The sequence below is a fragment of the Psychrobacter sp. S1-30-MNA-CIBAN-0213 genome (genome assembly GCF_040309845.1).
Classification (GTDB): Bacteria; Pseudomonadota; Gammaproteobacteria; order Pseudomonadales; family Moraxellaceae; genus Psychrobacter.
This window is the reverse complement of sequence record NZ_JBEOPE010000013.1, coordinates 76,453-99,247: the sequence shown is the minus strand read 5'-3', so window position 1 is coordinate 99,247 and position 22,795 is coordinate 76,453. Positions and strand designations below refer to the sequence as shown.

Below are 22,795 nucleotides of genomic sequence, written 5' to 3'. Positions count from 1 at the left end.
CTTTATGATTATGTTTGATGATCGTATCAGCAAGCATTTAATCTAAATGGCAGTTACACAGAATCAGGGATGGTCTCGAAGCTGTAGCATCTTCTTTTCCCTACTTCTAATACAGTTTACAGATAAGCCTATAAAACTGAGTGGAAAATGATCTATAAAATACGTCATGATGCTGGTAGACGATTACATACCAGCTTTCCTACGTACATATTTAATTGATTTTAAAAGTACTTTCTTGCAGATCAGTCATTACGATAACTTGGACTTTTATAGCCTACTATAACAAATAAAAAAGTTATCTAACAATAGGTAAGTTATACCTTGGACTAACCTCCTATGCACAAAAAAGAGCCGATTAGACTTCGGATCTAAGCGGCTCTTAAATAAAAGTGAGTGTTGAAAAAGCTTACTTTCCTCTATTAACGTCAACGAATGCTTCGTGTGGCGCACCGTCTGGGAAATCACTATCATTTAGACCTTGCTTTGCCATCTCAACAACACTGTCATGGTCTAACTGTAGGTCATCAATACTTCTTTCTTCATCATTGTCATCTTCAACATCATCTTTATATAGAGGCTTGCTCATAGTAATTTCCTTATACCAGCTTAATAAGTAAATAGTATTGAGCTATACTGCTATTATTTCAAGCTAGACTAAGAATAATAGTTTGGAACTCCTGAAAAAATCGGACTTTAGAGAGCTAACAACAGTGTCAAACACATCACTATGCTATAGCAAACCTTTAAAGTCATTTAGATCATCTAATATTTATAGATTGAGATCATCCATGAGGTCATCAACATTATCTAATAGTGCTATTTTTTGAGTTCACGGAAACGACCCTATAATGAAGAGCATCAATAATGTCAGATCAATCTAATAGTGTAGATATATTTAATAGTGTAAAAGAATTCGAAAGTAAGCTGTCTCTTCCTGATGGTTTTTACGATAAGCTTTTACATGAAGATGACTGGTCCTTTACGATAAAAATGAGTGCTTTGTTCGAAGCTGCTTGCACTCATGCATTAATTACTAAGCTTAACACTCCAGAACTAGAAAAGAGTTTTTCACAATTGGATCAAGCAAACAGCAGCTATGGAAAAGTAACACTATTAAAGTGTTTAAATCTTATTTACCCAGAGCAGGCAGACTTCCTAACAAAGCTTGCAAGTTTGCGAAATAATTTCGTTCATAATGTTTCTAACGTTGAACTTACTTTTGATCAATTAATCGAAGCTATGGACGATAATCAGAAAAAAGCTTTTGTGAAGTGGGTAGGTCATGGCATTGTAGAGAAAGCAGTGGTTGGAGAAAGCTCTGTAACTCGAAACAGCATGGTTTTAGAAAATCCAAAGTTATCTATTTGGATAACTGCTGCTGAAGTATTAGCGTGTTTATACTTAGAAGTAGATATAGCTGAAAGACTTCATAGTCAATTAGGTGCTATAAGCAAAGAGTTGATATCAGCACTTCTTACAAAGGAATCATAATCAAGCTTTTAGGCTAGCACGTTCAACAGAGCGTGCTTACATCGAAACAAAACATTATATCGCTACGAAATAGATAAACTGTAGTGACGCTTACTTTAATTAAAATGATACATCGTTAACTATCTTGCTATTAAGCTTACACTTATGAGCGGTGCTGCCAATCATATATAACAGCACGGCCCTGTTCTGACTACACAAATGGCACCTACATACTTAGCTACCCTGAGGCATATCGATGGAAATTTACATTCCATCAATATGTTTCGTGAAGTTTACTTCTTCTGTTTCGGAAGCGCCAACGACAACTGGACAATCTCACGACCGTAATGCTCTGCCACCTTCTCTCGCAACTCTCGCATATCATCACATCCCTTTGCCATACCGATTACCTCGTAGCAGCGAGAAACCAATGCACGAACTCCGATATTCTCGGTCAACTGACGATGCCAACGAATACCCGGATCCGGCTTATTTGCTCTGAGATAATCTGTGACATCTGGATCTAATGTATCATAAATCAGTTCAATTACTAGTTTTCCCCACCATCCAGGGCGAGAATGAAGCGGTACCTTCCAGTTTGTAAGACGTCCAAATTCTTGCCAAAGTCCATCTGGAAATGTTTTTTTCATTCTCGTAATTCCACAGCAATAAACGCGCGTAGCTTTAATGATATGGGCATTCATACCGTTTATCAGTTAGCTATCTGTGAGCCCGCCAAGATACGTCAGTACTTTGGCGTGGTACTTGAGCGTACTTGCCTAGAGCTAAACGGACAGTCGTGTATGGATATCGAAAGCGTAGAACGTAAGACGCAGATTATATCGTTACGCTCTTTCTCCAAATGTATCACCTGCCCCAATGAGCTCAGCGAGTCTATCTGCGGTCATGCGACAAAAGCGGCTAGCAAATTACGCAAGCAAGACAGTGTCTGTGCTTATATCGGTGTCTTTGCTAAGAACAATCCTTTCAGTAAAAATGAGGTTATGTCTCTATCTCTGGTGAATATCAGTTTATAAAATCAACCGTAGATACTAGGGTGATGATCACTGCTGTTCGGCAAGTCTTGAGGGTTATTTATAAAGCAAAGGTTCGTTATGCTAAAGCAGGTGTGGTGCTACTTGGTATTTGTCAGCATGATGAGGTGCAGCTTGATTTGTTTTCACAAGCAAGTGATAACGATCAAAACACTCATCATAAAGCTGCTGAAAATAATGAGAAGAGCCTAGCTGTCATTGCCATCATGGATGAGCTCAATAAAAAGTACGGACAAAATAATAATCAGCAAGCAGCAGTGTTTATTGCTAGTGAAGGCATCAAAGACAATCAATCATGGCAGATGAGCCGAGTCATGCTATCCCCTTGCTATACTACTGATATTAATCAATTACCTAAGGTTGATTGATCGAGCATCAATGTAATTAGAAAATCACTGAAATAAGCCTCAATATTTTTACACTTACTGTTGGTTTCTAAAGACAAGTAATTTTTTTATTTTTAATTTTCTATCAATGTTTTTGAAACCATTATATAGAACGTCTATAGCTAATGATTTAACTAGTAAACTTGTGTAGGATAGCTATAAAAAATATCTAGTTAAATTTAATTAAAAAAATTTTATAAAACTATTTAACTTTGCTCTAGTGACTCACGATATTAATGCTCATAGTTACCATTATGAGTCATGCATTTTTAACACAGCCTAATAAATCAATATTACTAAAAATAAAATAATCAACTTTTTTTCTGAATAATCTTATATTCAAAATTGGAAAGTTTAAATATGTCACTAATTATAGATAGTCCGCCAAATGCAGCGGCACTTATGCACTCTCTACGGGATATTGGCTATGAGTTAGATACAGCTTTGGCAGATATTATTGACAACAGTATTACTGCAGGAGCAAGCGAGGTCCATATTACTTTTGAGACGGATCCCGTAACTAAGGTTGCTATCCTAGATAATGGTGATGGCATGAGTCGAGATGAACTCATAAAAGCGATGACGATTGGATCAAAAAGCCCTCTAAGCAAGCGCCCTACTAAAGACTTAGGAAGATTTGGCCTAGGCTTAAAAACAGCTTCTTTCTCACAGTGTAAACGTTTAACGGTAGTTACTAGACAGTTTGATGAAACGTGGGCAATGTGTTGGGACTTAGATCAAGTCACTAAGTCTAATTGCTGGAATTTAATACAGCTTGGCGATGATGTGATGGCTGAGACCTATCAGTTCGATCAACTGGAAGACACAGGTACTTTGGTAGTCTGGGAGGTTTGTGACCGTCTACAAGGTGATGGCAATCGTAGCAATGACAACCATTTATTACAAAAGTTTGATAATGCCGAAAGTTATCTAGGATTGATCTTTCACCGTTTTTTAGACAAATCACCAAGTTCTGTATCGAATTTAGACATTATTATTAATGGTAGAGCAATTGGCTATGTAGACCCCTTCTTTCGCCATAAACCTGCCACTCAGGTGCACAACCTTGAAACCATCAAATATAAAGACGTGTACATCAAGGTGCAAGGCTATACCCTACCCCACCATACAAAATGTACCAAAGAAGAATATGACAAATATTCTTTAGGTAGCTATCGGGACAGCCAAGGATTCTACGTATATCGAGCTAACAGACTTCTTATAGCAGGTGATTGGTTTCGATTAGCTGCAAAATCAGATTTAACCTCTCTAACACGAGTCGAAATTGACCTACCTAATAACTTTGATAGTGAATGGCATATTGATATTAAAAAATCACATGCCAAGCCACCAGAGCAAATGCGAGATCAACTCAAGCAGTATATCGACACCTATATTCAAGGATCTAAACGTGTCTACAACTCTAAAGGTTATAGAAACAAAGGAGATGTCACACCCCTTTGGCATCAATATACTAATAAAAACTTACGTTCTTATCAGATTAATAAAGACTATCCATTAATTACGCAGTTCATGGCAGGACTAGACGCTAAGCAATCAAGCCAGCTTAAGCAAATATTGGGCTTGATTGAAGAAAGCTTTCCTATTGATCAATTACATGTAGATTATGCGTCATCTCCCAAAGACTTTAAAACCAAACATACTGATAAAGAATTAGAGATACTAGCGCTTAGTTACCTTGAAAACTTCGCTGAGTTAGATCTACAAAACAATGTAGATATTGTTGCAAGCTTCTTCAAGACAAACGAGCCATATAGCAATTATCAAGATAATTGGTTAGATTTTTTAAATCAAATTCAAGGATAGAATAATGGATGATAAAACCCTAAATAAAATTTATGATACTTGTGTCAACATAATGAGCTTAGGTAAAGATAAACGGACCAAAGTAGAAATCTTAACTCAGACAGTGATGCTCTATGGTTTTGATGTTCAAGAGGAACAGGAGGCTATTGAAGTGATTCTCAATAAGTTGACTGTCTTTTTTGACACTAAACAAGAAAACTCTCATGTTTTAGATGATGAAGAAATAACGCCTTGGATGCATACAGTAGATAGCGATAAATACTATAGCGAACGTTATTACAACTTCTTGCAACATGAAGAGCAGTTACCTGCAAGAGTTATTGACGTCATGAAGCGTACAAATGAAGACATTTTAGAACGACTAGGTAATCCAAAGATGGACATGCCTTTTAAGAGGCAAGGCTTAGTAGTAGGAAACGTACAGTCAGGAAAGACAGCCAACTATCTATCTTTGATAAACTTAGCAGCTGATTACGGCTATAAGTTGATTATATTGATCACTGGTATTCATAATAACTTGAGGTCACAAACTCAAAAGCGAGTTAATAAAGGATTTATTGGGTATAACAGCGATGAGCAAAAATATGCTGGTGTAGGTGTAACTAATGATAAAGAGTTGCTTGAACTTATTATGGCTAAACAGCCACATTGTTTTACGAGTCTAACTGAAGACTTTAGCGGCAAAATTCGCAAGACAACCGCTGTTCGATTACAAAGCGCTAAAAACCCAGTCATTATGGTAATTAAGAAAAACTATCATACGTTAGATAATGTGATTAAGTGGTTAAGAAATAATGAGGGCGGGCAACGATTTATTAACGAGCCAGCACTAATTATTGATGATGAGGCAGACAACGCTTCGATTAACACTAGTAAGCATCCAAATGAGACAACCAGAATAAACAGTCAAATACGCGAGACATTTAACTTGTTTCGCCAAGGCTCCTATATCGGTTACACCGCTACCCCATTTGCTAATATATTTATAGATCCTGATAACTACGATAAAGCTTTGGCAGACGATTTATTTCCTAAACATTTCATTTTTACCCTTGTACCACCTTCAAATTATCTAGGAGCAACCCGATTTTTCTTAGGTGAAGATGGTGAGCCTAACTACAATTCTCCTCATATAGAGTTCATTGAAGATAATGAGGATAGTGTTCCTTTAAAAAAACCTAAGGACTTTGTCTTAACCGAATTACCTAATAGTTTGATTGTGGCGCTCTATGAGTACTTGGTAAGCATCGTTATTAAAGGTGTACGCTCAGTTAGTAATAAACATACATCAATGCTGATCAATATATCTCATAAAACGCAAGAACAAGCTGACGCACGATACCTAGTTAGCCAAGAGATGGAAGAAATTAGACTAGCGGTAAAATTCCATGGTGCCAAATCACAACAAGAACGTATGAAGAATCCGCATTTAGAAGGTTTGTATCGTAAGTATTTACCTTATTCGAATGAATGTAGTATTGATAAGTTCTTTACTCAGCTACAACAAGTAATTGAATTCGTAAAAGTAAGAATGATCAATAGTAAGAGTAAAGATAAATTAGATTATGATAATTATGATAACGGTCTTAATGTAATTGCAGTCGGTGGCTACAGCCTATCGCGCGGATTTACACTAGAAGGTTTAACGGTAAGCTATCTAATACGTAATACGGCTATGGCAGACACCCTATTACAAATGGGGCGTTGGTTTGGATACCGAGAGCATTACAGTGATCTTTGTAAACTGTATATACCTGAAGCCTCTTTCGAATGGTATGCCTTTATCGCTCAATCAATTGAAGAGCTACGCTCAGAATTTGCGATTATGGAGCAAAATGGCCTGACGCCTTCAGAGTTTGGGTTAAAAGTTAGAACCAGTAATAGTGGACTATTAATAACGGCACGCAACAAAATGTATCATACAGAGCCTGTAACGCTATCAGAAAGCTTCTCAGAGGAAGCCTTTACACTTCGTGGTTTAGCCTTAGATGATCTGCCTAGGCAACGAAATATATTTAATGATTTTGCAATAGTAATTGCTGATAACTATGATCATGAAGCAGTTTATAATCATAAGCAAAATAAGACTGATAAGCAGTTCAATTTAGTGAAAAGTGTCAATATAGATGAAGTTATAAAATTATTGAACGATTATAATTATTCAATCGATGATAAAGAGAGAAAGGAGGCGCTCATCTCATATATTAATGAGCGTCGAGAAGAGCTGGCAACTTGGGACATCGCTATTCATAAAAATTATTTAGGTGAAGGAACCTTTTCTCAAAATCGTCAGTTTGCAAGGTCTAGCTATTATTCAGACCACGTCAAAATTACTGACGGTGGTGGTCGTATCTTAAGACCTTGGGAAGAAGCTTTTGGTTTAACCGATGATCAGTATAGACTCGCAGAGCAAGAGATAGAGAAATCAAAAGTCAAACAAACTGCTCGATTCTATAGAAGAAATAGAAGTAGGCCTTTACTTGTACTCAAGTCTTTTAATCTTTATGTAGGCTCCAAAAAAGCAGGTGATAAAAAGGTTGAAGAGCCAATATACAAAGACGTACCAGCATATGCGATCAGCTTTCCCGAATCTAGCAATCATAACCCTGTTAATTACATAGTTAATAAAGTATTTATGAAAGACTTCTTTGGAGAAGAAGACGAGTCAGATGAATTAGGAGAAGAAGATGAATGACCTGACCGAGCTTCAAAGCTACTATGCTGATTTGATGAATGAGCTCGACCATAGCTCTACCACGCAGGGTAACTATAAAGAGCTTTTATTCATTGAGAAGATACTTCCTTACATTGAGGAACAAGGCGTTGTTGATGACTTAGAGCTGTACCACTTTTACAAGCCCGGATCTCGTTATGGGCGTATTGATGGATTAGGCTTTAACGGCGACTTTAATGACCTAGACTTAGATCAATTAGAACTAGTTATACTCATTAACGACTTCGTTCATGATGACAATATTAAATCTTTAACAAATAGTCGCATTGAACAGTTGAAAAAAGCAGGTATTAACTTTTTTAATAGTGCGTTGAAAAAAGATTTCATTGAAAGCTTAGAAGAAAGCTCAGATGGTTATAGAGCAGCTCAAGAAATATTCCAAAAATATAAGCGTATTGAGTCTATTAAGCTTATCATTTTAACCAACGCTCAAATCAGTAGTCGGGTGGCTGATAAAAAGGAAATAGATGAGGACGTAGATATTCCTCTAAAACTTGATATCTGGGATATCAAACGAATCTACGACCTTGAGAGCAGTCAAACAAAATCTGAAGCGATCGAAATTGATTTGAGTGAATGGGGAGGAGCAGTACCTTCGCTACTCGCAACAGAGTCAGACGAGTTGACAAGCTATTTATGCGTTGTAAATGGACAGATGATTGCTAATCTTTATGACGAATATGGCGCAAGATTACTAGAAGCAAACGTCAGAAGCTTTTTGCAGTTTCGTGGCAAAATTAATCAAGGTATCAGGAAGACTATTAAAACAGAACCCGAGTACTTCTTTAGTTATAACAATGGCTTAACAGCTACAGCATCAGATGTAGAGTACGATAAAAGCAAACAGGTTATTACAAAGATAAATAACTTACAGATCGTCAATGGTGGGCAAACTACAGCTTCTTTGTTGATGACCCAAAAGAAAGATAAAGCCGATCTAAGCAAGATACGGGTTCAATTAAAACTTAATGTAGTGAGCGATGCAAAGTCAGATGAGCTCATTAGTAATATCTCTCGCTTTGCGAACTCTCAAAACGCTATTAAGGATTCAGATTTCTTTTCTAACCATCCTTTCCATCGCACACTTGAAAAGCTATCACGACAGATACTTGCTCCAACGTCAAAAGAAAGGATCAAACCTACACGCTGGTATTATGAAAGAGCGAGAGGATCCTACTTAAATGCTCAGAGCAAACTAACTGATGCGGGTAAAAAAGCGTTTAAATCTGAACACCCTAAAGAGCAGTTAATTATAAAAACAGATTTGGCTAAGATTTATCTCATTTTTGACAAAAAACCTCATGATGCTATCAAGGGGGCTCAAATAGCATTTAGAGGATTCGCACAGTCAATTGAAAAGATCTGGGACAATACCCCAGAGACAATAAATGAGTATTTTTTTAAAGAGTTAGTAGCAAAGTTTATTATCTGGCAGGCCTGTAAAAAAGCAGTGTATAAGCAGGAAGAGTTCGTTGGTAATACCAAAGCAACCTTAACCGCTTATACGATACATATTCTTAAAGCTTTAATGGATAAACAAGGTCTTGAGTTCAACTATCCAAAAATATGGCAGGATCAAGCTGTAAACGACTTTTATCACGAGCAGTTTATTGAGACCTCAATTGAGATAAACGCCCTACTCAATCAATTCAGTGAAGATACTGGCAAGGCTGTATTGTCTATGGCTAAGTCTAAGGAGAACCTGGTTAAAGTACAGTCTATTATTGATAAGGGTGATTACTTCTCACTAGATATGATGTTTAAAACTCAACTGGTTTCTAAAAATATCATTGAAGAAAAGCGCCAAGATTCAGCTCAACAAACAAAAACAGTAACTAAAGCTGTAAGTAGCTTGATAGAACTATTCAACACTCCTCTAGCTAAATGGTTAGCTTTAATAAAGAATGCGGAAGAGAAAGGTGTACTGGATGAAACTGACAAGCAAGTTTTATCGCTCGTACCTAACGTTTTACTTGGAAAATCATTAAAGACACCAACTGATAGGCAGGTCGACTTGATCAATAAAACGTTAGTAAAACTTGAAGATAAAGGGGTTTACTTGGAGGTTGGGTAAGATTTCGTAAGAGATTTGAAGAAGCCTTTTATGGACTGCAACGGAAGGTTATTAGATGGCAGTCGAAATGATCGGCAAGCTGACCAATGAATGCGAAACAGTGTTGCTGTCTTTATACAGCTATAAGGTAAAAGCTGGTTTCCCAAGTTCAGCGACTGACTATGTGCAAAACCGTATCGATCTAAATACACTACTCATACGCCATCCGGCATCGACTTATCTGGTCGAAGACTAAGGGAATATGCCTACTTATTTCATTGTACATTACAAAAGTGGTGAGCGTCATAGGGTTATGCCAGATCAAAAGGGTATAATCAATTTGCTGTGTAATATGAGATATAACGACGAGAAATTGATTGAACAGTCGTATGTGTAAGGAATAGGTTAAACACTTGCATCATTACCTTTCAATAGATTTATGATCCAATGAATAGCGGGAGGAACAAATGCTTAATCAATTACAAGTAGGAGACCTTATGGAAGACATTATTCGTCTTCAAAGTGATTTTCTCAGCTCCAAGTCTATGGATGCACGTAAGACGTTGGGGCAGTTCTTTACAGGTGCAGCTGTCTCTGACTATATGGCTTCATTGCTCAATAAGCCGCATAGCAAGAACGTTCGAATTTTGGATGCTGGTGCGGGTACTGGAATTTTAACTGTATCCACCGCCTTAAGGTGCTTGGAGCTTGGCTGTAAGACAGTTCATGCTGTCTTGTATGAACTTGATAGCGAAGCAATACCAAACCTTGAACAAACACTGAAGACTATTCAGAACTCCTTTGAACAGCAAGACGGAACTTTCAGTTTTGAAATACGCTGTGAAGATTTTGTACTAGCAAGACCTGATAAAGATCAAAGTATTTTAGATTTCGATGTATCGGTAGTCAATCCGCCATATTTCAAATACAACGTGAAAGATTCACCCTATGCCAAAGCAGCAGCTGACTTGTATTACGGTGACCCGAACATTTACGCTTCTTTTACAGCTATAGTCATGGCTTGCATGAAAGATGGTGGACAAGTTGTAACTATTACTCCGCGTAGTTTCACTAATGGTCTTTATTTCAAAGGCTTCCGTTCATATATACTGACCCAGTCTGCTTTAGACTTGATACACATTTTTAGGCAAAGGGATAAAGTATTTAAAAATGCTGATTCATCAGTATTGCAAGAAAGCATCATTTGCCGTTTTATTAAAGGTTCAGCAAAACATAATGTTACTATCTGTTCGAGTGACTGTGATGCCAGCATCAATGCTGATCAAGAACAATACCCGATTGAACTGATCATTGACCCATCGAACGATCAGCGAATTATTCGCATTCCAGAATCAGCATCTGACGCCAAGATATTAAGACAAGCTGAAACGTTTCCAGAAACTTTTGAAGGCGCTGGTTATTTTATTTCAACTGGTCGTGTCGTCGAGCATAGAACACGAGAATACATCACTGAAGATACTGGCGAACAAAACTCTATTCCGCTTTATCGTCCGCATAATGTCACCCCATTAACTGCTAAATGGACTGGTGAGCATAAAAAGGATGTGTCGTTTATGTTGAAAGACGGGCATGAAAAGCACACGATGAAAAACGGAACATATGTTCTTTTGAAGCGTTTTTCTTCAAAAGATGAAAAGCGACGCTTGGTATCAGGTGTTCATCTTGAAAATGCCCATAATTGTGAGTTTATTGGATTTGGAAACAAAACAAACTACCTTGGTGTAAAAGATGGTGAACTAACTAAAACTGAAGCGTATGGGCTTGCAGCGATTTTTAATTCATTATTCATGGACAAATATTTCAGGTGTATTTCAGGTAATACACAAGTTAATGCTACTGAAATTCGTATCATGAAGTTCCCCACACGTGAACAAGTGAAATTGATTGGCAAAAAAATACAAAAACTGAAGACAGCTCAAACAAGCGAAATTGATTCTATTGTGAATCCGATACTTGGAATAATGAGTTTAGTTTAATAGGGATAAATTTTGACTTTTACAGAGCAGCAAAAAGCGCAACAAAAAGAAAAACTTGAGCAGGCTAAAACACTACTTGTTGCACTGGGGCTTCCAAGTGCACAGTGTAACGACCGTTCAGGATGGGTTTTTCTGGCTCTTGCAAATATAAAACCTTCTGATGATTGGAATACTGCAAGCGCGCCATTACTACCCACAGTGAATATTATGGAGTTTATCCGTAATGAATACGGCATGGACTATAAACCTAATAGCCGTGAGACAATTAGACGCCAAACCTTACATCAGTTTGAACAAGCCCGTATTATTGACCGCAACCGAGACAACCCAGCGCGTGCGACCAACAGCAAAGACAACAATTACTCACTGAATCAGCCTATGCTGAATATTCTAGCTGAATATCCAGACGATGGGTGGTTAGGAAAAGTCCAAGATTTTAAAGATACTGTGCCTGAATTGAAAGCTCAATATGAACGCGTTCTTGATAAAAATAAGATCCCTATCAGTTTGCCTAATGGCGAAACTATAAAGTTGTCACCAGGCAAACATAATCAGCTTCATGCTGACATAGTACATCAATTTTGCTCACGTTTTATCGGTACTGGCGGTCGATTGCTTTATATCGGTGACACTGCCAGTAGTCGCAAGGAAGGCGGTAAGCTAATGTTTCTGGAAACTGAGTATCTGCAGTCTTTAGGAGTTCCACCCATGTCGCATGACAAGTTGCCTGATGTTGTTGTGTACGATGAACATAGACAGTGGTTGTTTTTGATTGAAGCAGTCACAAGTCATGGTCCTATTTCGCCCAAGCGGTGGATAGAGTTAGAAGATGCGTTCGAGGATTGCACTGTTGGTTTAGTTTACGTTACAGCGTTTCCGGATCGTGCTGAATTCCGTCGGAATGCAGCTGATATCGCATGGGAAACTGAAGTATGGATTGCCGACAATCCTGATCACATGATCCACTTCAATGGTGACCGTTTTCTTGGACCACATGAAAAAGAAAATAACGTGCAAGATTAATAAATCAAACAGACCTTTTTAATGGGTCTTTTTTCATTTAACGTTTTACTATGATTAGTGTCTATTGTTGCCTTTAGCCTACTATAAAGCTGCCGATTTGCCAAATGACTGAATTACTCAATAATAGGTATCGGCGCTGATGACCCCACGGAAGGTATCACAGTCATTCCATACGGCTTTATTAATATCGTCTTGATTGATTTGGTTGGTGGGCTGATTGTTGTTGCTATTGCTATTGCTAAGGGACATATATAGGAGCTCTTAATTAGTAATTCTCAAATGGATTCAATCCTACACGACAATCTATGTCGTTTATAAGCTATTTAATTCAATCCATTCTGTCAATAACCATTAGAATAGACCAAAGGTTAAATTTCCTATGTAACTTTAAAACTAAGTACGCGTATAGCTTATTGAAAAAGGAGTAGCAATATGACTAAATTATCTATAGGTCACGAATATAAGAGACAAGAGGTTCATAAGTTTTTCGGAGGAAATACTAATTTCAGTCGTGGTTCAGGTACGTGGGGTAACCATGGAATGTTACGTACTGAGCAGGACAATTTGAGTTGGGTTTTTTATGTTACTTTAGGCCAGAAACAAGGGTCTCACCAATTTGATGAAGGTGTGTCCGATCAGGGAGTTTTAACGTGGCAGTCTCAACCAAGCTTATCACTAGATAATAAGAAAATACTTGACCTTATTAACTTCGACCAAGATGAACATAATATTTATCTATTCATTAGAAGAAATGGTAAAGAAGACTATCGCTACCTAGGTAGATTGGGATATCTTGCTCATAACCCAGATATTGAAAAGCCTGTCTACTTTGAATGGCAGCTACTTGATTGGGATCAAATAAAGCAAGATAGCTTTGTAAAAGATTTAGCTATTATAAAAAGCACATCTACGCTTGAGCTACCCGAAAAGCTGAATGAAAACGCGTATACTCCTGGGCTAAAGCTCTCAAAAAGCCAACAACCATACAAGAAAAAGAAAACTGCTACTTTTGGTTCTAGTATTCCTGGTGGTATAGATCTTAATCTTGAAAGACGTAAGCAAGTTGGCGATATGGGGGAATCTATAGTTGTAAGGTATGAAAGGCAAATGCTTCGAGATGCCAATCAGCATGAACTAGCTGACGCTGTAGAACATAGTTCTTTAGTGATAGGTGACGGCTTGGGCTATGATGTAAAATCGTTTAATGAAGATGGCTCAGTCAAATACATTGAAGTCAAAACCACGACTCAGAATAATGCTTTAAGTGACTTTTTCATTTCATCTGGTGAAATGGCTTTTGCAGATGCTCATAAAGACAGCTATGTCATCTATAGGCTCTATGACTTAGATGAAAAAAATGAATGTGCTAGCTTCTTTGAAATAAGCGCAGAGGAGCTCTTAAATAAAGATAGTTATGACCATATTCCGACAAATTACAGGATAGCTTATAAAAGATAATCAGTATCAGTTTTTGATCGATTACCAAAAAGCATTTTTTAATGATAATATGTATTTCATCTCGTTTCGTTATAGCACCTCATCAAAGATGAGGTGCTACGTAATATTTAGTTACAATTTAATATGAGATAAATCGCACTATCAGCGTTACAACTAATACTTGGACAATGTTGGTCTAATAGTTGGTCTATATTTTTAATTATCAACTATAAAAACTTTAATATCAATTGCTTACGATAGTAGTTCGAATCCCTCCTTCACCGCCAATCTTATTCTGTTTAATCAAAATCTCATTTCTACTATCTTGTTCTACCCCTTCGTTAATACTTTCAAAGATCTTATGCATAAGGCTTACAGCCTCATTGTGTCACATCTTTTAAAAAAACTTCCTGCAAAAAAAACAACTATGTCATGCTTACCCTATCTATGATTATAGTTTTTATACTCTCACTCATTCAAATACAGCTCCGCCATACTATCAAGTCTAGCTTTTACCTCTTCCCAATTCGGCATTACTTGCGTTAATAAACACCAAAAGCGCTCACTGTCATTATGCTCGGCAATATGGCAGAGCTCATGCAGTATCACATAGTCGATGCATTGCTATTAGGTGCCTTCACTAAATGTGGATTGAGTATCAAATTACTTTTAATTGAGCAACTGCCCCATTATTTTTTCATTGCCATTGATTTAAATATAGAACTATTCGTTGTTAGAGACATTGCTCAAAAATTCGATTATAGTAGACATTTATAGCAATTATCTAAACAAACTGAGGGGTTAAACCATGAGAACACTAGGATTGTGTATTGCAGCAGGGCTGGGCTTAAGCGCTTGTGCTGGTGGTATGAATGGTGGGACGACAGGTAATACTAACCAAAACAATATAGTGACTCAATACCCTGTTGAGGCTGCCATGCTCAACATCTATACCAAACAACGTAGTGATAAATTAGTTGCCGCTGTCGGTAGTCAAAGCCTATCAGCAGACATTCAGGTCACGCCCAAAGGCAGCATGCGATTCAATAATAAATCCGTACAAGGTACAGAAATAAATACGATCAATAAGGTGAATAATCAAATCACTGAGCAATCGGTCGCTATTAATTACTTTACCCTGAACCCATTGGTTTTCTATGGCTTCACGGATAGCACGGGTAAATACTCACTATCGAACCAAACGACCACCATCCCTAAAATGGCTATGGTAGGTGATTCTAGTAAGCTGATTACTGAAAATGTCTATGCTGATAGCAGCATGCGTAACAAGATAGGGACGTATAACCAAGACTGGTCTCTTGCGCGAGATACTAATAACACAGCATGGTTCTGTATAGAAACATCAGGCAATCTATTACTCAGCTCTGATCCTTCAGGAACTTCATCAGAATGTTATAAAATCAATGCCAAAGGCGATCTCTTAGCGAGCAAGGTGACACTAAGTCAGCCGAGTATTAATGGCAGTACTAAGACCGTAACCTTTACCAGTCAGTAGTTATTATGTTTATCGCATGACCTTTATTGCATAACAACGAAACAAAAAATAGCGCCTAATATGGGCGCTATTTTTATACGATTAAACATGACTATCAAGAACGGTGTTCATGAATATCTTTATGTTTACTTTTAGCGCTCTGTGCAGCCGCTATCCTATTAGATTTATGGCGTGAGACTGTCGCCTTGTTTTTTACGTGTTTATGTTTAGCGTCCACCTTTTTTACGATAACTTTTTGGTGCTTTACTTGAGCGGTATGATGTTTATTAAAATTGGGTGCTGCATTTGCTTGGCTAACCATTGCCAAGCAAGCTGAAGCCGCTAGAATTGAGTTTATCATTATATTTTTCATTATTATTTCCGTCTGAATTCATATCAACTATGAATTGTGATTGAAGATGCTTTATCTAATATCAAGCTAAACAGCTATCATGAAAAGAGCATCGTGATAAAGGATTGCTTTATCGACAACGAAAATGATAAACGATTCCAATGTTAAGTAGATTTATGAAAGCTAAAGAAAGGTTGCGATTGTTGCTAGCACTCTGATCTTATCTAAAGCCAACCACATAATAAAAAATTCAGTTTCAGTAGTCAGCACTTTCTCGAACAGTGTGAATTTTAAACAAGTTTAGGCGGTACGGAATATGTGCCAACTACATGAGCCACCATATCGCTAGAGCCTTCTGAGTAAAGGGAGACTTCGCCTACTATCAGCGTGCGCCCTACTTTCATCAAGGTACAATCAGCAATGATACGTGCTTGTGCTGATGGTTTGCGCAAAAAATTAATGGTAAGACTCGTCGTCACGGTCAATGGAACAATACCTATTTTACCTAGTATCGCCACGTAGATAGCTACATCAGCGATGCTCATTAATACAGGGCCAGAGACTGTGCCACCAGGACGCAGCTCGTTTACACCAATATCGTGCGCTAAGGTCGCACCATTCTCATCTACTGCTTCGACAACGCACTTGGTTTGTGGAAACTCTAATGCCATAAAAGCGACAATTTCTTCTTTGGTTGCAGACATATATATTCCTTAAGTCTAATTATCCTTGTTGTGTACTTCCTGCTGTTCTTCTAATTTAGTATCGTCAAGTCGTCGATGCTTCTTCGAATAACGCCTTTCTAAACAATACCTTTTTGAATGATAGCTTCCTAAATGATATCAGTCTATGATTTTGAATGTTTAATTGAAATTATCATCTAATCCGACCATAACCATATTTAAATATCTTCTGTCGGTAGCGTCGTCATTTTCACCCCGCCCCATGTAACAAGTACGACCCCGAGCGCAATCAGCGATGCACCCAAAAACAGTCCCTCTGGAGGAGTCTCACCCTGCAAAAAAATAGCGACAGGAACTCCAACGACTGCTCCTACTGCTCCCAACAAACTTAGTAAGACTGGACCGCCAGTTTTCTGTAGCAAGAACAGCAGTAAGAATTGGCCTGCGAAAATGAATGCTTGTACAGCGATTAACACAAGTGGTCTGAATTCTTCTAGCGGAATAGCGAGTGAGAAGTTTGGTAATATGCTAACGATACCAAGTAGCACTGCAGCTGCGATCAACATACCTGGTGCCAGCGCGATGGGAGAGGCGTTATCCGGCCAACGTAATGTACGGTATAGATTGCCAATCGCTAGTAAAACAGGCCCGCAAAGCGCAAGTAAGACCCAAAATACACTGGTATTTGGTGCAGAGAACTTGTGTGCTGCCAACACACCTACACCTGCCAGTGCTGCTGCTACACCAAAAGCGCGAAGTGCACTGAAGCGTTCCATTCGTAGTGCTAGGGCGCCAAGATAAGTGAGAAGCGGTGGCAAAGCGATAATCAGTGCAACGAATCCTGCACCGACTTGAGGAATAGCTGAGAAGAATATTAAATTGGAGCCTGCAACGCTTACCAGTGCCGCTACTAAATAGTATTCAAAGCTGCGTTTATTTAGAGGTGGCAGCTCATTTCGTAAGAGCGCGATAACTAACAGGATAATAGACGCCCCTGTAATCGACCAAAAAAGAAAAGCCAGCGGGGTTAAGTCTATTTCGCCTGCATATTTTGCCAGATTAGTAGACACTCCTATTAGCGCACCTCCAGCTAACAGGCAAACAAAAGGAACAAACCATCTAGTCTTGTCGCAAGACATTCCTTGCTCTCTGAACTCACTCATCGTTTATCCTAGCTTTGCTCACTTTTTTTGCTATTTTGAAAGCGAGTTATTTAGAGGCTAACTTGTTTATTATTTAGAAAACAACTTGTCTAGAAATTATCCTCAAAAATCCATTGTCATTTATTATTTTCGCTATTTTTAAGAGCTTCTCTCTTCTTTCCATCATATTGATTTATTGATATTTTTGTCAAAAAATACCTTATTAGGTAAGCTCTATACGATCAAATTCAACCATATTGGTAGCTATTATTACCTGACTATTATCCAATCAATATTTGAGTAAATCTTTAGTAAAAATTTTTTATAGAAGTAACAACTATCCTTTACTTAAAGGTATCAAGTATAGTGTTTATGTAATAAAATACCCACAACAGCAGTCATAAATTTTATCAAAAATCAGATTATTCACGAACTATAGTTTGCATATATATGTTCTTATCGTGTATATTCTTTTATATGGATATTAACGATAAAAAAAGGGATATATGGAAATGCAAAAAAGAGTGCATGGTATATCACTCACTGATCATGAGGTATCACTGATACACACTTCATTGAGTAATTTTCAACGAGATCTAATTAATCGTTTTAGGTCTTTAAAAGAAGTGACTGAAGAGGGAGAGGAGGTTTGGATTGGTGATTATGATAGAATTCAACTGGATGTCATCGATTCAATACAGAAAAAACTATCACAATTTTAGGCTAGAGTCATACGTCGCTGTGCAACCACTTAATTTCTCTTATTGGCCCTGCTATCTTGTGTAAACTTATTAACCGTCAATCTCTGACTGGTTAATAAAGCCATGAGAGAAATTTAGAGTCCTACCTCATCTCGCATCAACGGAACTATTTTGATAGGTACAGCAAACGACCATGCCATACCTGCTGTACATAAGAAATTGCCATTATCAAAAGATACGATGCGAGCCGTAAAATCGTTATTCACTTGATCAGACATAGCTTCCTCATCGCTATCATCGCCTACAGCACACCATATTTGCTTATCACCACGATTTAACATCGCACGCGTTAACTCACTACCAGTTAATTCTTGATACATCCTGATCCCTCCTGTTCATGGCCTACTGTTAGAATGCGAAAAACATCTCATAGTTTGATATCTCGATAAACTCAACTCTTTGAGTCCATCTGAAATGTTTCTATACTGTCACTATCTAATCGTGATAATAAACCAGATTTAATGAATCAGAATTCTATAAGTTATTGTTTTTTTTAGCTATTACTTATTATATAGATGGCGCTTTTTTCATGTTGAACGGTTGCTCAAAAAATATATGTAAGACAAAAAAATATCCTTTACTTATATTTTTACTTCGCTTTGACGCATCTCAATCCTTTTGACAGGGACAGCACAAACCCATAAGTTCCCTTCACTGCAAATGAGATATTCACTGTTGAAGGAAACAATACGATGTATACCGCTATAGTTAGCATTGTTAATAGTCGTGATAGCTTGTTCATCGCTATCATTACTTACAGCACACCAGACTTGCTTGTCACCGCGACTCAACATTGCACGAGTCAAATCACTACCTACTAAATTATTACTCATAGTTATACCCTTATTAATGAACAATCATTGTTTATTATAAGCATACACTTTGAAATCTCGATTCATGTTTACAGAATGTTAGATTTTGTGACTTTCTTATTTTTAAACTTGCTCGCAATCACTGTATAAAATATTATTGAGAAGGAGCATAAAATAAGCTCTGAGAAGTAATAACTTGGTTAATGCTATATTAATAAATTAACTCTGTGCCATTTCATTTTCAGATTAATAAAAAACCTTACCACACCTTTATGGCAATCTTGTTAAGGATAATAAAATGAAAAAAATACTATTAAAATCGAATAGCTCACTTCGAACTGCACTATGGACAGCACTTATCGTTGCTCTTATAGGTGTTAGTGCTTGTAGTAATGAAATAGAAGAAGCTGACGTAGATTCAGGTGAAGTCGTCGCCGTAGATCAAGTCGAAAGTGTTGCTGAAGACAATAATTCTGAGGGGACAACCATAACACAAGACATGCCAGAGTCTTCAAATGATGCAGGTATTGATAAAACAGCAACCGATTCTGTCGAAAATACAAACTCGGATAAAACAGCTGCAGATGGATTGCAGTAGAGGCTAAGTTAAAAGCAATAAACGCTTAGTTAAGAACAATAAGATAAAGAGGCAAGCGAAAATCACAACCGCCTCTTATCTTACTTTAAGCTTATTTTTATGCAGGTGCTTTCAACCGCTAATAGCTGATAGCGTTGATTACCAATACATTATTAGGACTCTTTACGTATTAGCGCTTCCTTGGGAGATGGTTGCTCTTTTAGATGACGCTTCTCCCAATATAGGGCATTTTTGATACCCAGTTTAGTAGGATCAAAAGTATAGCGAGTGACTCCCGCTTTGCGCTGCATCTCGTAATCTTTGAGAGCCTTTAGTGCAGGACGCGCCATAAAGAAAATAAGCAGAATTCCGACGATGTTTAACCACGCAATTAGACCCACCCCAATATCACCAACAGCCCAAATATAACCTGCTGAATTAAGACCACCATAGGCAATCATTGCCATCGTCAATATTTTAACGAGAAATAATCCTATTCTATTGGCTTTAGGACTAATAGAGCGTGTTAAATAGGCCACGTTGACTTCAGCAATGTAGTAGTTGGCTAAGATAGTGGTAAAGGCAAAAAAGAATACGGCAACCGCGATAAAAATATTACCAAAAGTACCGTAGACTGATTCCATTGCCATCTGAGTAAAAGCAGGAGAGTTAATTTCAGTACCAGCTATTACGTTTTGTACTAGATACTGTCCTTCAGGCAAGGTTCCTTGAATGTTATAGGTTCCCATTGTCAAAATCATAAAGGCAGTTGCAGAACAAACCAATAGCGTATCGATATAGACAGAAAATGACTGTACCAATCCTTGCTGTGCGGGATGATCAACTTCAGCAGCAGCAGCAGCATGAGGTGTCGTACCTTGACCAGCTTCACTAGAGTAAACACCACGTTTGACACCCCAACCGATAGCTGCTCCTAGCCCCGCTTGGGCAGTAAAAGCGTCACTAACGATTAAGCCAAATACTTGTGGAACCATCTCAAAATTGATGAGCATGATTATCAAAGCCAAAACGATATAGCCGATTGCCATAAATGGCACTACAATTTCAGTAAAAGTTGCAATGCGCTTGATACCACCAAAGATGATAATACCGAAAACGACTAGGATAAGAGCTATCGCACCTAGACGCATGCCACTCACATTTGCGCCCAAAATATTTAGATTGGTGCCTTCGCCCATTACTTGGGTGACGGCATTGACCACACCATTGGTTTGAATACCGGGTAAAAATATACTGAGAGCTATAATAGCAGTAATCGCAAAAACGATACCGTACCAACGCTGACCGAGCGCTTTTTCAAAATAGTAGGCTGGTCCCCCGCGATACTCACCAGTGGTCGCGTCTTTTTCTTTATATATCTGCGCTAGAGTCGCTTCAATATAGGCAGTAGTGGCGCCTAAGAAACCGACCACCCACATCCAGAACACCGCTCCCGGTCCGCCAAAACCAATAGCAGCTGCTACTCCAGCTATGTTGCCCATCCCTACGCGTCCAGCTAAAGATAGAGTCAATGCCTGAAAGGAGGAGATGCCATCGCGGCTGGCCTTGCCCTTGAATATGAGACGTATCATTTCGCCAAAAAGACGCACTTGTGCAAAGCGTGTCACTATGGAAAAAAACAGACCTGCTCCCAAGCACAAGTAGATTAGCGCAGAGCTCCAAATGACTCCGTTTATTGTATTGACTAAACCTTCCATGTGTCGATTCCTAATACTGTCTAATAGTGTTGGTTTGTAGCGTTAGCGTTAGTTTTAATATTGTCACTGTCATTAAAATAAAGAGTAAGAACCTCTATATCACTGCAAATGAACGATGATTTTTCTTTATTCAGCCCCTCGGCTTATTGCGAATACTATTGATATCTATCCATAAGAATCATACGAAGATAGCAGCGAACAATTAAGAAGCTGCAATTTGGCATAATTTGGGGATAATTGCTAGACAGTTTTCTAATCGGTTTTGTTTGAATTAAATGATATTTAATTTTTTTTGAAGATGACAGATTTAATAATGGTTAACTTTAATGAACGCCTTTTCCAGCTCTATTGCCTAATATGATAGAATTAAAAAATCCACTCTATTGACATGGATTTACTGGGGCGTGTCCTCATTTTGATAATGGTGATCAAAATGAGATAGATTTTTGTCAATCAAAGGAAATTCTGCAGAGAATATGAACATATTTTCTAGAAATTTTCAAAGATTGACGGAAATATAGCCATTTTTAGCCCATTAGAGGTTTATTCGTTCAGATTGAGGACATGCCCTAGAATGCTTAATAATATACAATTAAGTGGCAATCGTTACCTTTCTTAATACCTCAAAAACACTTACCACTTATCTAACGTTTATGATGGGTATGTAGATATTGGACACTCTACTCTAGTAACCAAAGCCCAATACAACATTAAGATGTCGGAATAATAATCTTTTATATCTAAAACATTTTCGAAATAAAATTGATAAACGAAAAAAGGATAACATTATGAAAAAATTATTACTAAGTTCAATAGTAGCTGTCTCTAGCCTATTTGCAATCACTGCCTGCGCCAACATTGGAGAAGCTAAAGATGCTACGTCAGCACCTGCTATGCAGCATCATAACCAAGGACAAATGCAGGCCCAGATGCAAAATATGATGTCAGAGCTCAATTTGACTGCTGATCAACGAGCTCAAATGCAAGCTATGAGACAAAATAACAGTGGTAATCATATGCAGAACCACAATGCTATGATGCAAATACTGACCCCAGAGCAGCGTCAAAAGCTCACACAAATGCGCTCTCAACATATGCAGAAGGACGGGCAAATGATGAATCAAGACAGTCATATGATGAATAAAGACGGGCATATGATGAATAAAGATGGACATATGAATCAGTAAGGTTAGCGCCTTTTTATATTACCTATATAAGCCTAATAAAAAGCGTACCCGTTAACTCTGGTGCGCTTTTTTTGTTGAACATACCA

Annotated in this window: 23 protein-coding genes; 13 read left to right on the top strand and 10 right to left on the bottom strand. The window is 37.9% G+C overall.

Features of this window, described 5'->3' with window-relative positions; genetic code table 11:
• Positions 1-406: 406 nt before the first annotated feature.
• Positions 407-586: a hypothetical protein gene (locus AAEY87_RS11800; RefSeq protein WP_350657334.1), complete on the bottom strand. Its 180-nt coding sequence runs from the start codon at positions 584-586 to the stop codon at positions 407-409.
• A 278-nt stretch (positions 587-864) separates the two neighbouring features.
• Between AAEY87_RS11800 and AAEY87_RS11795 the strand changes: the two genes are divergently transcribed.
• A complete protein-coding gene (locus tag AAEY87_RS11795) occupies positions 865-1,491 on the top strand; it encodes a hypothetical protein (RefSeq protein ID WP_350657333.1) in 627 nt (208 codons plus the stop codon).
• Between the two features lie 272 nt (positions 1,492-1,763).
• On the opposite strand, the gene AAEY87_RS11790 is transcribed toward AAEY87_RS11795, so the two are convergent.
• Positions 1,764-2,120, bottom strand: a complete 357-nt coding sequence (locus tag AAEY87_RS11790) for a P63C domain-containing protein (protein WP_350657332.1) — start codon at positions 2,118-2,120, stop codon at positions 1,764-1,766.
• A gap of 42 nt (positions 2,121-2,162) precedes the next feature.
• On the opposite strand from AAEY87_RS11790, the gene AAEY87_RS11785 reads away from it, so the two are divergent.
• The 8 genes from AAEY87_RS11785 to AAEY87_RS11750 all read left to right on the top strand — a co-directional run bounded on the left by AAEY87_RS11785 (position 2,163) and on the right by AAEY87_RS11750 (position 12,545).
• Positions 2,163-2,507 (top strand): DinB/UmuC family translesion DNA polymerase, encoded by a 345-nt coding sequence (locus tag AAEY87_RS11785; protein WP_350657330.1) that lies wholly within the window; start codon positions 2,163-2,165, stop codon positions 2,505-2,507.
• Positions 2,508-2,530: 23 nt separating this feature from the next.
• Positions 2,531-2,893, top strand: coding sequence for a DUF4113 domain-containing protein (locus AAEY87_RS11780; protein WP_350657336.1), 363 nt, complete (start codon positions 2,531-2,533; stop codon positions 2,891-2,893).
• Positions 2,894-3,271: 378 nt separating this feature from the next.
• Positions 3,272-4,738: an ATP-binding protein gene (locus tag AAEY87_RS11775; RefSeq protein WP_350657329.1), complete on the top strand. Its 1,467-nt coding sequence runs from the start codon at positions 3,272-3,274 to the stop codon at positions 4,736-4,738.
• Between the two features lie 4 nt (positions 4,739-4,742).
• Positions 4,743-7,433: a Z1 domain-containing protein gene (locus tag AAEY87_RS11770; RefSeq protein ID WP_350657328.1), complete on the top strand. Its 2,691-nt coding sequence runs from the start codon at positions 4,743-4,745 to the stop codon at positions 7,431-7,433.
• Positions 7,426-9,546, top strand: coding sequence for an AIPR family protein (locus AAEY87_RS11765; RefSeq protein ID WP_350657327.1), 2,121 nt, complete (start codon positions 7,426-7,428; stop codon positions 9,544-9,546). Before AAEY87_RS11770 ends, AAEY87_RS11765 begins: the two co-directional genes overlap by 8 nt.
• Positions 9,547-9,601: 55 nt before the next feature.
• Positions 9,602-9,781 carry a S24/S26 family peptidase gene (locus tag AAEY87_RS11760; protein ID WP_350657326.1) on the top strand — a complete coding sequence of 60 codons (180 nt, stop codon included), beginning with the start codon at positions 9,602-9,604 and terminating at the stop codon, positions 9,779-9,781.
• Positions 9,782-10,022: 241 nt separating this feature from the next.
• A complete protein-coding gene (locus AAEY87_RS11755) occupies positions 10,023-11,522 on the top strand; it encodes an Eco57I restriction-modification methylase domain-containing protein (protein WP_350657325.1) in 1,500 nt (499 codons plus the stop codon).
• A 12-nt stretch (positions 11,523-11,534) separates the two neighbouring features.
• The gene (locus AAEY87_RS11750; RefSeq protein WP_350657324.1) at positions 11,535-12,545 is read left to right on the top strand and encodes a BsuBI/PstI family type II restriction endonuclease; all 1,011 of its coding nucleotides are present in this window, start codon (positions 11,535-11,537) and stop codon (positions 12,543-12,545) included.
• A 117-nt stretch (positions 12,546-12,662) separates the two neighbouring features.
• Here AAEY87_RS11750 and AAEY87_RS11745 read toward each other — a convergent pair whose 3' ends face one another.
• The gene (locus AAEY87_RS11745; protein WP_350657323.1) at positions 12,663-12,794 is read right to left on the bottom strand and encodes a hypothetical protein; all 132 of its coding nucleotides are present in this window, start codon (positions 12,792-12,794) and stop codon (positions 12,663-12,665) included.
• A 183-nt stretch (positions 12,795-12,977) separates the two neighbouring features.
• On the opposite strand from AAEY87_RS11745, the gene AAEY87_RS11740 reads away from it, so the two are divergent.
• Positions 12,978-14,003: a DUF3427 domain-containing protein gene (locus AAEY87_RS11740; RefSeq protein ID WP_350657322.1), complete on the top strand. Its 1,026-nt coding sequence runs from the start codon at positions 12,978-12,980 to the stop codon at positions 14,001-14,003.
• A 447-nt stretch (positions 14,004-14,450) separates the two neighbouring features.
• Here the strand turns inward: AAEY87_RS11740 and AAEY87_RS11735 are convergent, their stop codons facing one another.
• Positions 14,451-14,591, bottom strand: coding sequence for a YgjP-like metallopeptidase domain-containing protein (locus tag AAEY87_RS11735; RefSeq protein ID WP_264753634.1), 141 nt, complete (start codon positions 14,589-14,591; stop codon positions 14,451-14,453).
• Positions 14,592-14,790: 199 nt separating this feature from the next.
• Between AAEY87_RS11735 and AAEY87_RS11730 the strand changes: the two genes are divergently transcribed.
• Positions 14,791-15,498, top strand: coding sequence for a hypothetical protein (locus AAEY87_RS11730; protein ID WP_350657321.1), 708 nt, complete (start codon positions 14,791-14,793; stop codon positions 15,496-15,498).
• A 94-nt stretch (positions 15,499-15,592) separates the two neighbouring features.
• On the opposite strand, the gene AAEY87_RS11725 is transcribed toward AAEY87_RS11730, so the two are convergent.
• From AAEY87_RS11725 to AAEY87_RS11705, 5 genes are all read right to left on the bottom strand, one after another.
• Complete coding sequence (locus AAEY87_RS11725) at positions 15,593-15,850, bottom strand: hypothetical protein (protein WP_350657320.1); 258 nt, start codon at positions 15,848-15,850, stop codon at positions 15,593-15,595.
• 269 nt (positions 15,851-16,119) lie between these two features.
• A complete protein-coding gene (locus tag AAEY87_RS11720; RefSeq protein ID WP_068038431.1) occupies positions 16,120-16,533 on the bottom strand; it encodes a PaaI family thioesterase in 414 nt (137 codons plus the stop codon).
• Positions 16,534-16,730: 197 nt separating this feature from the next.
• Complete coding sequence (locus AAEY87_RS11715; RefSeq protein WP_350657319.1) at positions 16,731-17,675, bottom strand: DMT family transporter; 945 nt, start codon at positions 17,673-17,675, stop codon at positions 16,731-16,733.
• A gap of 814 nt (positions 17,676-18,489) precedes the next feature.
• The gene (locus AAEY87_RS11710; RefSeq protein WP_350657318.1) at positions 18,490-18,735 is read right to left on the bottom strand and encodes a hypothetical protein; all 246 of its coding nucleotides are present in this window, start codon (positions 18,733-18,735) and stop codon (positions 18,490-18,492) included.
• Positions 18,736-18,996: 261 nt separating this feature from the next.
• Positions 18,997-19,248 carry a hypothetical protein gene (locus AAEY87_RS11705; RefSeq protein WP_068038444.1) on the bottom strand — a complete coding sequence of 84 codons (252 nt, stop codon included), beginning with the start codon at positions 19,246-19,248 and terminating at the stop codon, positions 18,997-18,999.
• 277 nt (positions 19,249-19,525) lie between these two features.
• Here AAEY87_RS11705 and AAEY87_RS11700 point away from each other — a divergent pair, with 277 nt between their 5' ends.
• Complete coding sequence (locus tag AAEY87_RS11700; RefSeq protein ID WP_350657317.1) at positions 19,526-19,825, top strand: hypothetical protein; 300 nt, start codon at positions 19,526-19,528, stop codon at positions 19,823-19,825.
• A 152-nt stretch (positions 19,826-19,977) separates the two neighbouring features.
• Here the strand turns inward: AAEY87_RS11700 and AAEY87_RS11695 are convergent, their stop codons facing one another.
• Complete coding sequence (locus tag AAEY87_RS11695; protein ID WP_350657316.1) at positions 19,978-21,522, bottom strand: alanine/glycine:cation symporter family protein; 1,545 nt, start codon at positions 21,520-21,522, stop codon at positions 19,978-19,980.
• A gap of 788 nt (positions 21,523-22,310) precedes the next feature.
• Between AAEY87_RS11695 and AAEY87_RS11690 the strand changes: the two genes are divergently transcribed.
• Positions 22,311-22,709 (top strand): hypothetical protein, encoded by a 399-nt coding sequence (locus tag AAEY87_RS11690; RefSeq protein ID WP_350657315.1) that lies wholly within the window; start codon positions 22,311-22,313, stop codon positions 22,707-22,709.
• Positions 22,710-22,795: the final 86 nt, after the last annotated feature.

What these genes read in the sequence shown, in the direction of transcription:
- AAEY87_RS11790 (WP_350657332.1), bottom strand. Translation starts at nt 2,120, where the DNA reads ATGAAAAAAACATTTCCAGATGGACTTTGGCAAGAATTTGGACGTCTT.
- AAEY87_RS11720 (WP_068038431.1), bottom strand. Translation starts at nt 16,533, where the DNA reads ATGTCTGCAACCAAAGAAGAAATTGTCGCTTTTATGGCATTAGAGTTT.
- AAEY87_RS11725 (WP_350657320.1), bottom strand. Translation starts at nt 15,850, where the DNA reads ATGAAAAATATAATGATAAACTCAATTCTAGCGGCTTCAGCTTGCTTG.
- AAEY87_RS11705 (WP_068038444.1), bottom strand. Translation starts at nt 19,248, where the DNA reads ATGAGTAATAATTTAGTAGGTAGTGATTTGACTCGTGCAATGTTGAGT.
- AAEY87_RS11785 (WP_350657330.1), top strand. Translation starts at nt 2,163, where the DNA reads ATGGGCATTCATACCGTTTATCAGTTAGCTATCTGTGAGCCCGCCAAG.
- AAEY87_RS11760 (WP_350657326.1), top strand. Translation starts at nt 9,602, where the DNA reads ATGGCAGTCGAAATGATCGGCAAGCTGACCAATGAATGCGAAACAGTG.
- AAEY87_RS11800 (WP_350657334.1), bottom strand. Translation starts at nt 586, where the DNA reads ATGAGCAAGCCTCTATATAAAGATGATGTTGAAGATGACAATGATGAA.
- AAEY87_RS11690 (WP_350657315.1), top strand. Translation starts at nt 22,311, where the DNA reads ATGAAAAAATTATTACTAAGTTCAATAGTAGCTGTCTCTAGCCTATTT.
- AAEY87_RS11755 (WP_350657325.1), top strand. Translation starts at nt 10,023, where the DNA reads ATGGAAGACATTATTCGTCTTCAAAGTGATTTTCTCAGCTCCAAGTCT.
- AAEY87_RS11700 (WP_350657317.1), top strand. Translation starts at nt 19,526, where the DNA reads ATGAAAAAAATACTATTAAAATCGAATAGCTCACTTCGAACTGCACTA.
- AAEY87_RS11770 (WP_350657328.1), top strand. Translation starts at nt 4,743, where the DNA reads ATGGATGATAAAACCCTAAATAAAATTTATGATACTTGTGTCAACATA.
- AAEY87_RS11745 (WP_350657323.1), bottom strand. Translation starts at nt 12,794, where the DNA reads ATGTCCCTTAGCAATAGCAATAGCAACAACAATCAGCCCACCAACCAA.
- AAEY87_RS11715 (WP_350657319.1), bottom strand. Translation starts at nt 17,675, where the DNA reads ATGAGTGAGTTCAGAGAGCAAGGAATGTCTTGCGACAAGACTAGATGG.
- AAEY87_RS11780 (WP_350657336.1), top strand. Translation starts at nt 2,531, where the DNA reads ATGATCACTGCTGTTCGGCAAGTCTTGAGGGTTATTTATAAAGCAAAG.
- AAEY87_RS11775 (WP_350657329.1), top strand. Translation starts at nt 3,272, where the DNA reads ATGTCACTAATTATAGATAGTCCGCCAAATGCAGCGGCACTTATGCAC.
- AAEY87_RS11795 (WP_350657333.1), top strand. Translation starts at nt 865, where the DNA reads ATGTCAGATCAATCTAATAGTGTAGATATATTTAATAGTGTAAAAGAA.
- AAEY87_RS11740 (WP_350657322.1), top strand. Translation starts at nt 12,978, where the DNA reads ATGACTAAATTATCTATAGGTCACGAATATAAGAGACAAGAGGTTCAT.
- AAEY87_RS11695 (WP_350657316.1), bottom strand. Translation starts at nt 21,522, where the DNA reads ATGGAAGGTTTAGTCAATACAATAAACGGAGTCATTTGGAGCTCTGCG.
- AAEY87_RS11730 (WP_350657321.1), top strand. Translation starts at nt 14,791, where the DNA reads ATGAGAACACTAGGATTGTGTATTGCAGCAGGGCTGGGCTTAAGCGCT.
- AAEY87_RS11710 (WP_350657318.1), bottom strand. Translation starts at nt 18,735, where the DNA reads ATGTATCAAGAATTAACTGGTAGTGAGTTAACGCGTGCGATGTTAAAT.
- AAEY87_RS11765 (WP_350657327.1), top strand. Translation starts at nt 7,426, where the DNA reads ATGAATGACCTGACCGAGCTTCAAAGCTACTATGCTGATTTGATGAAT.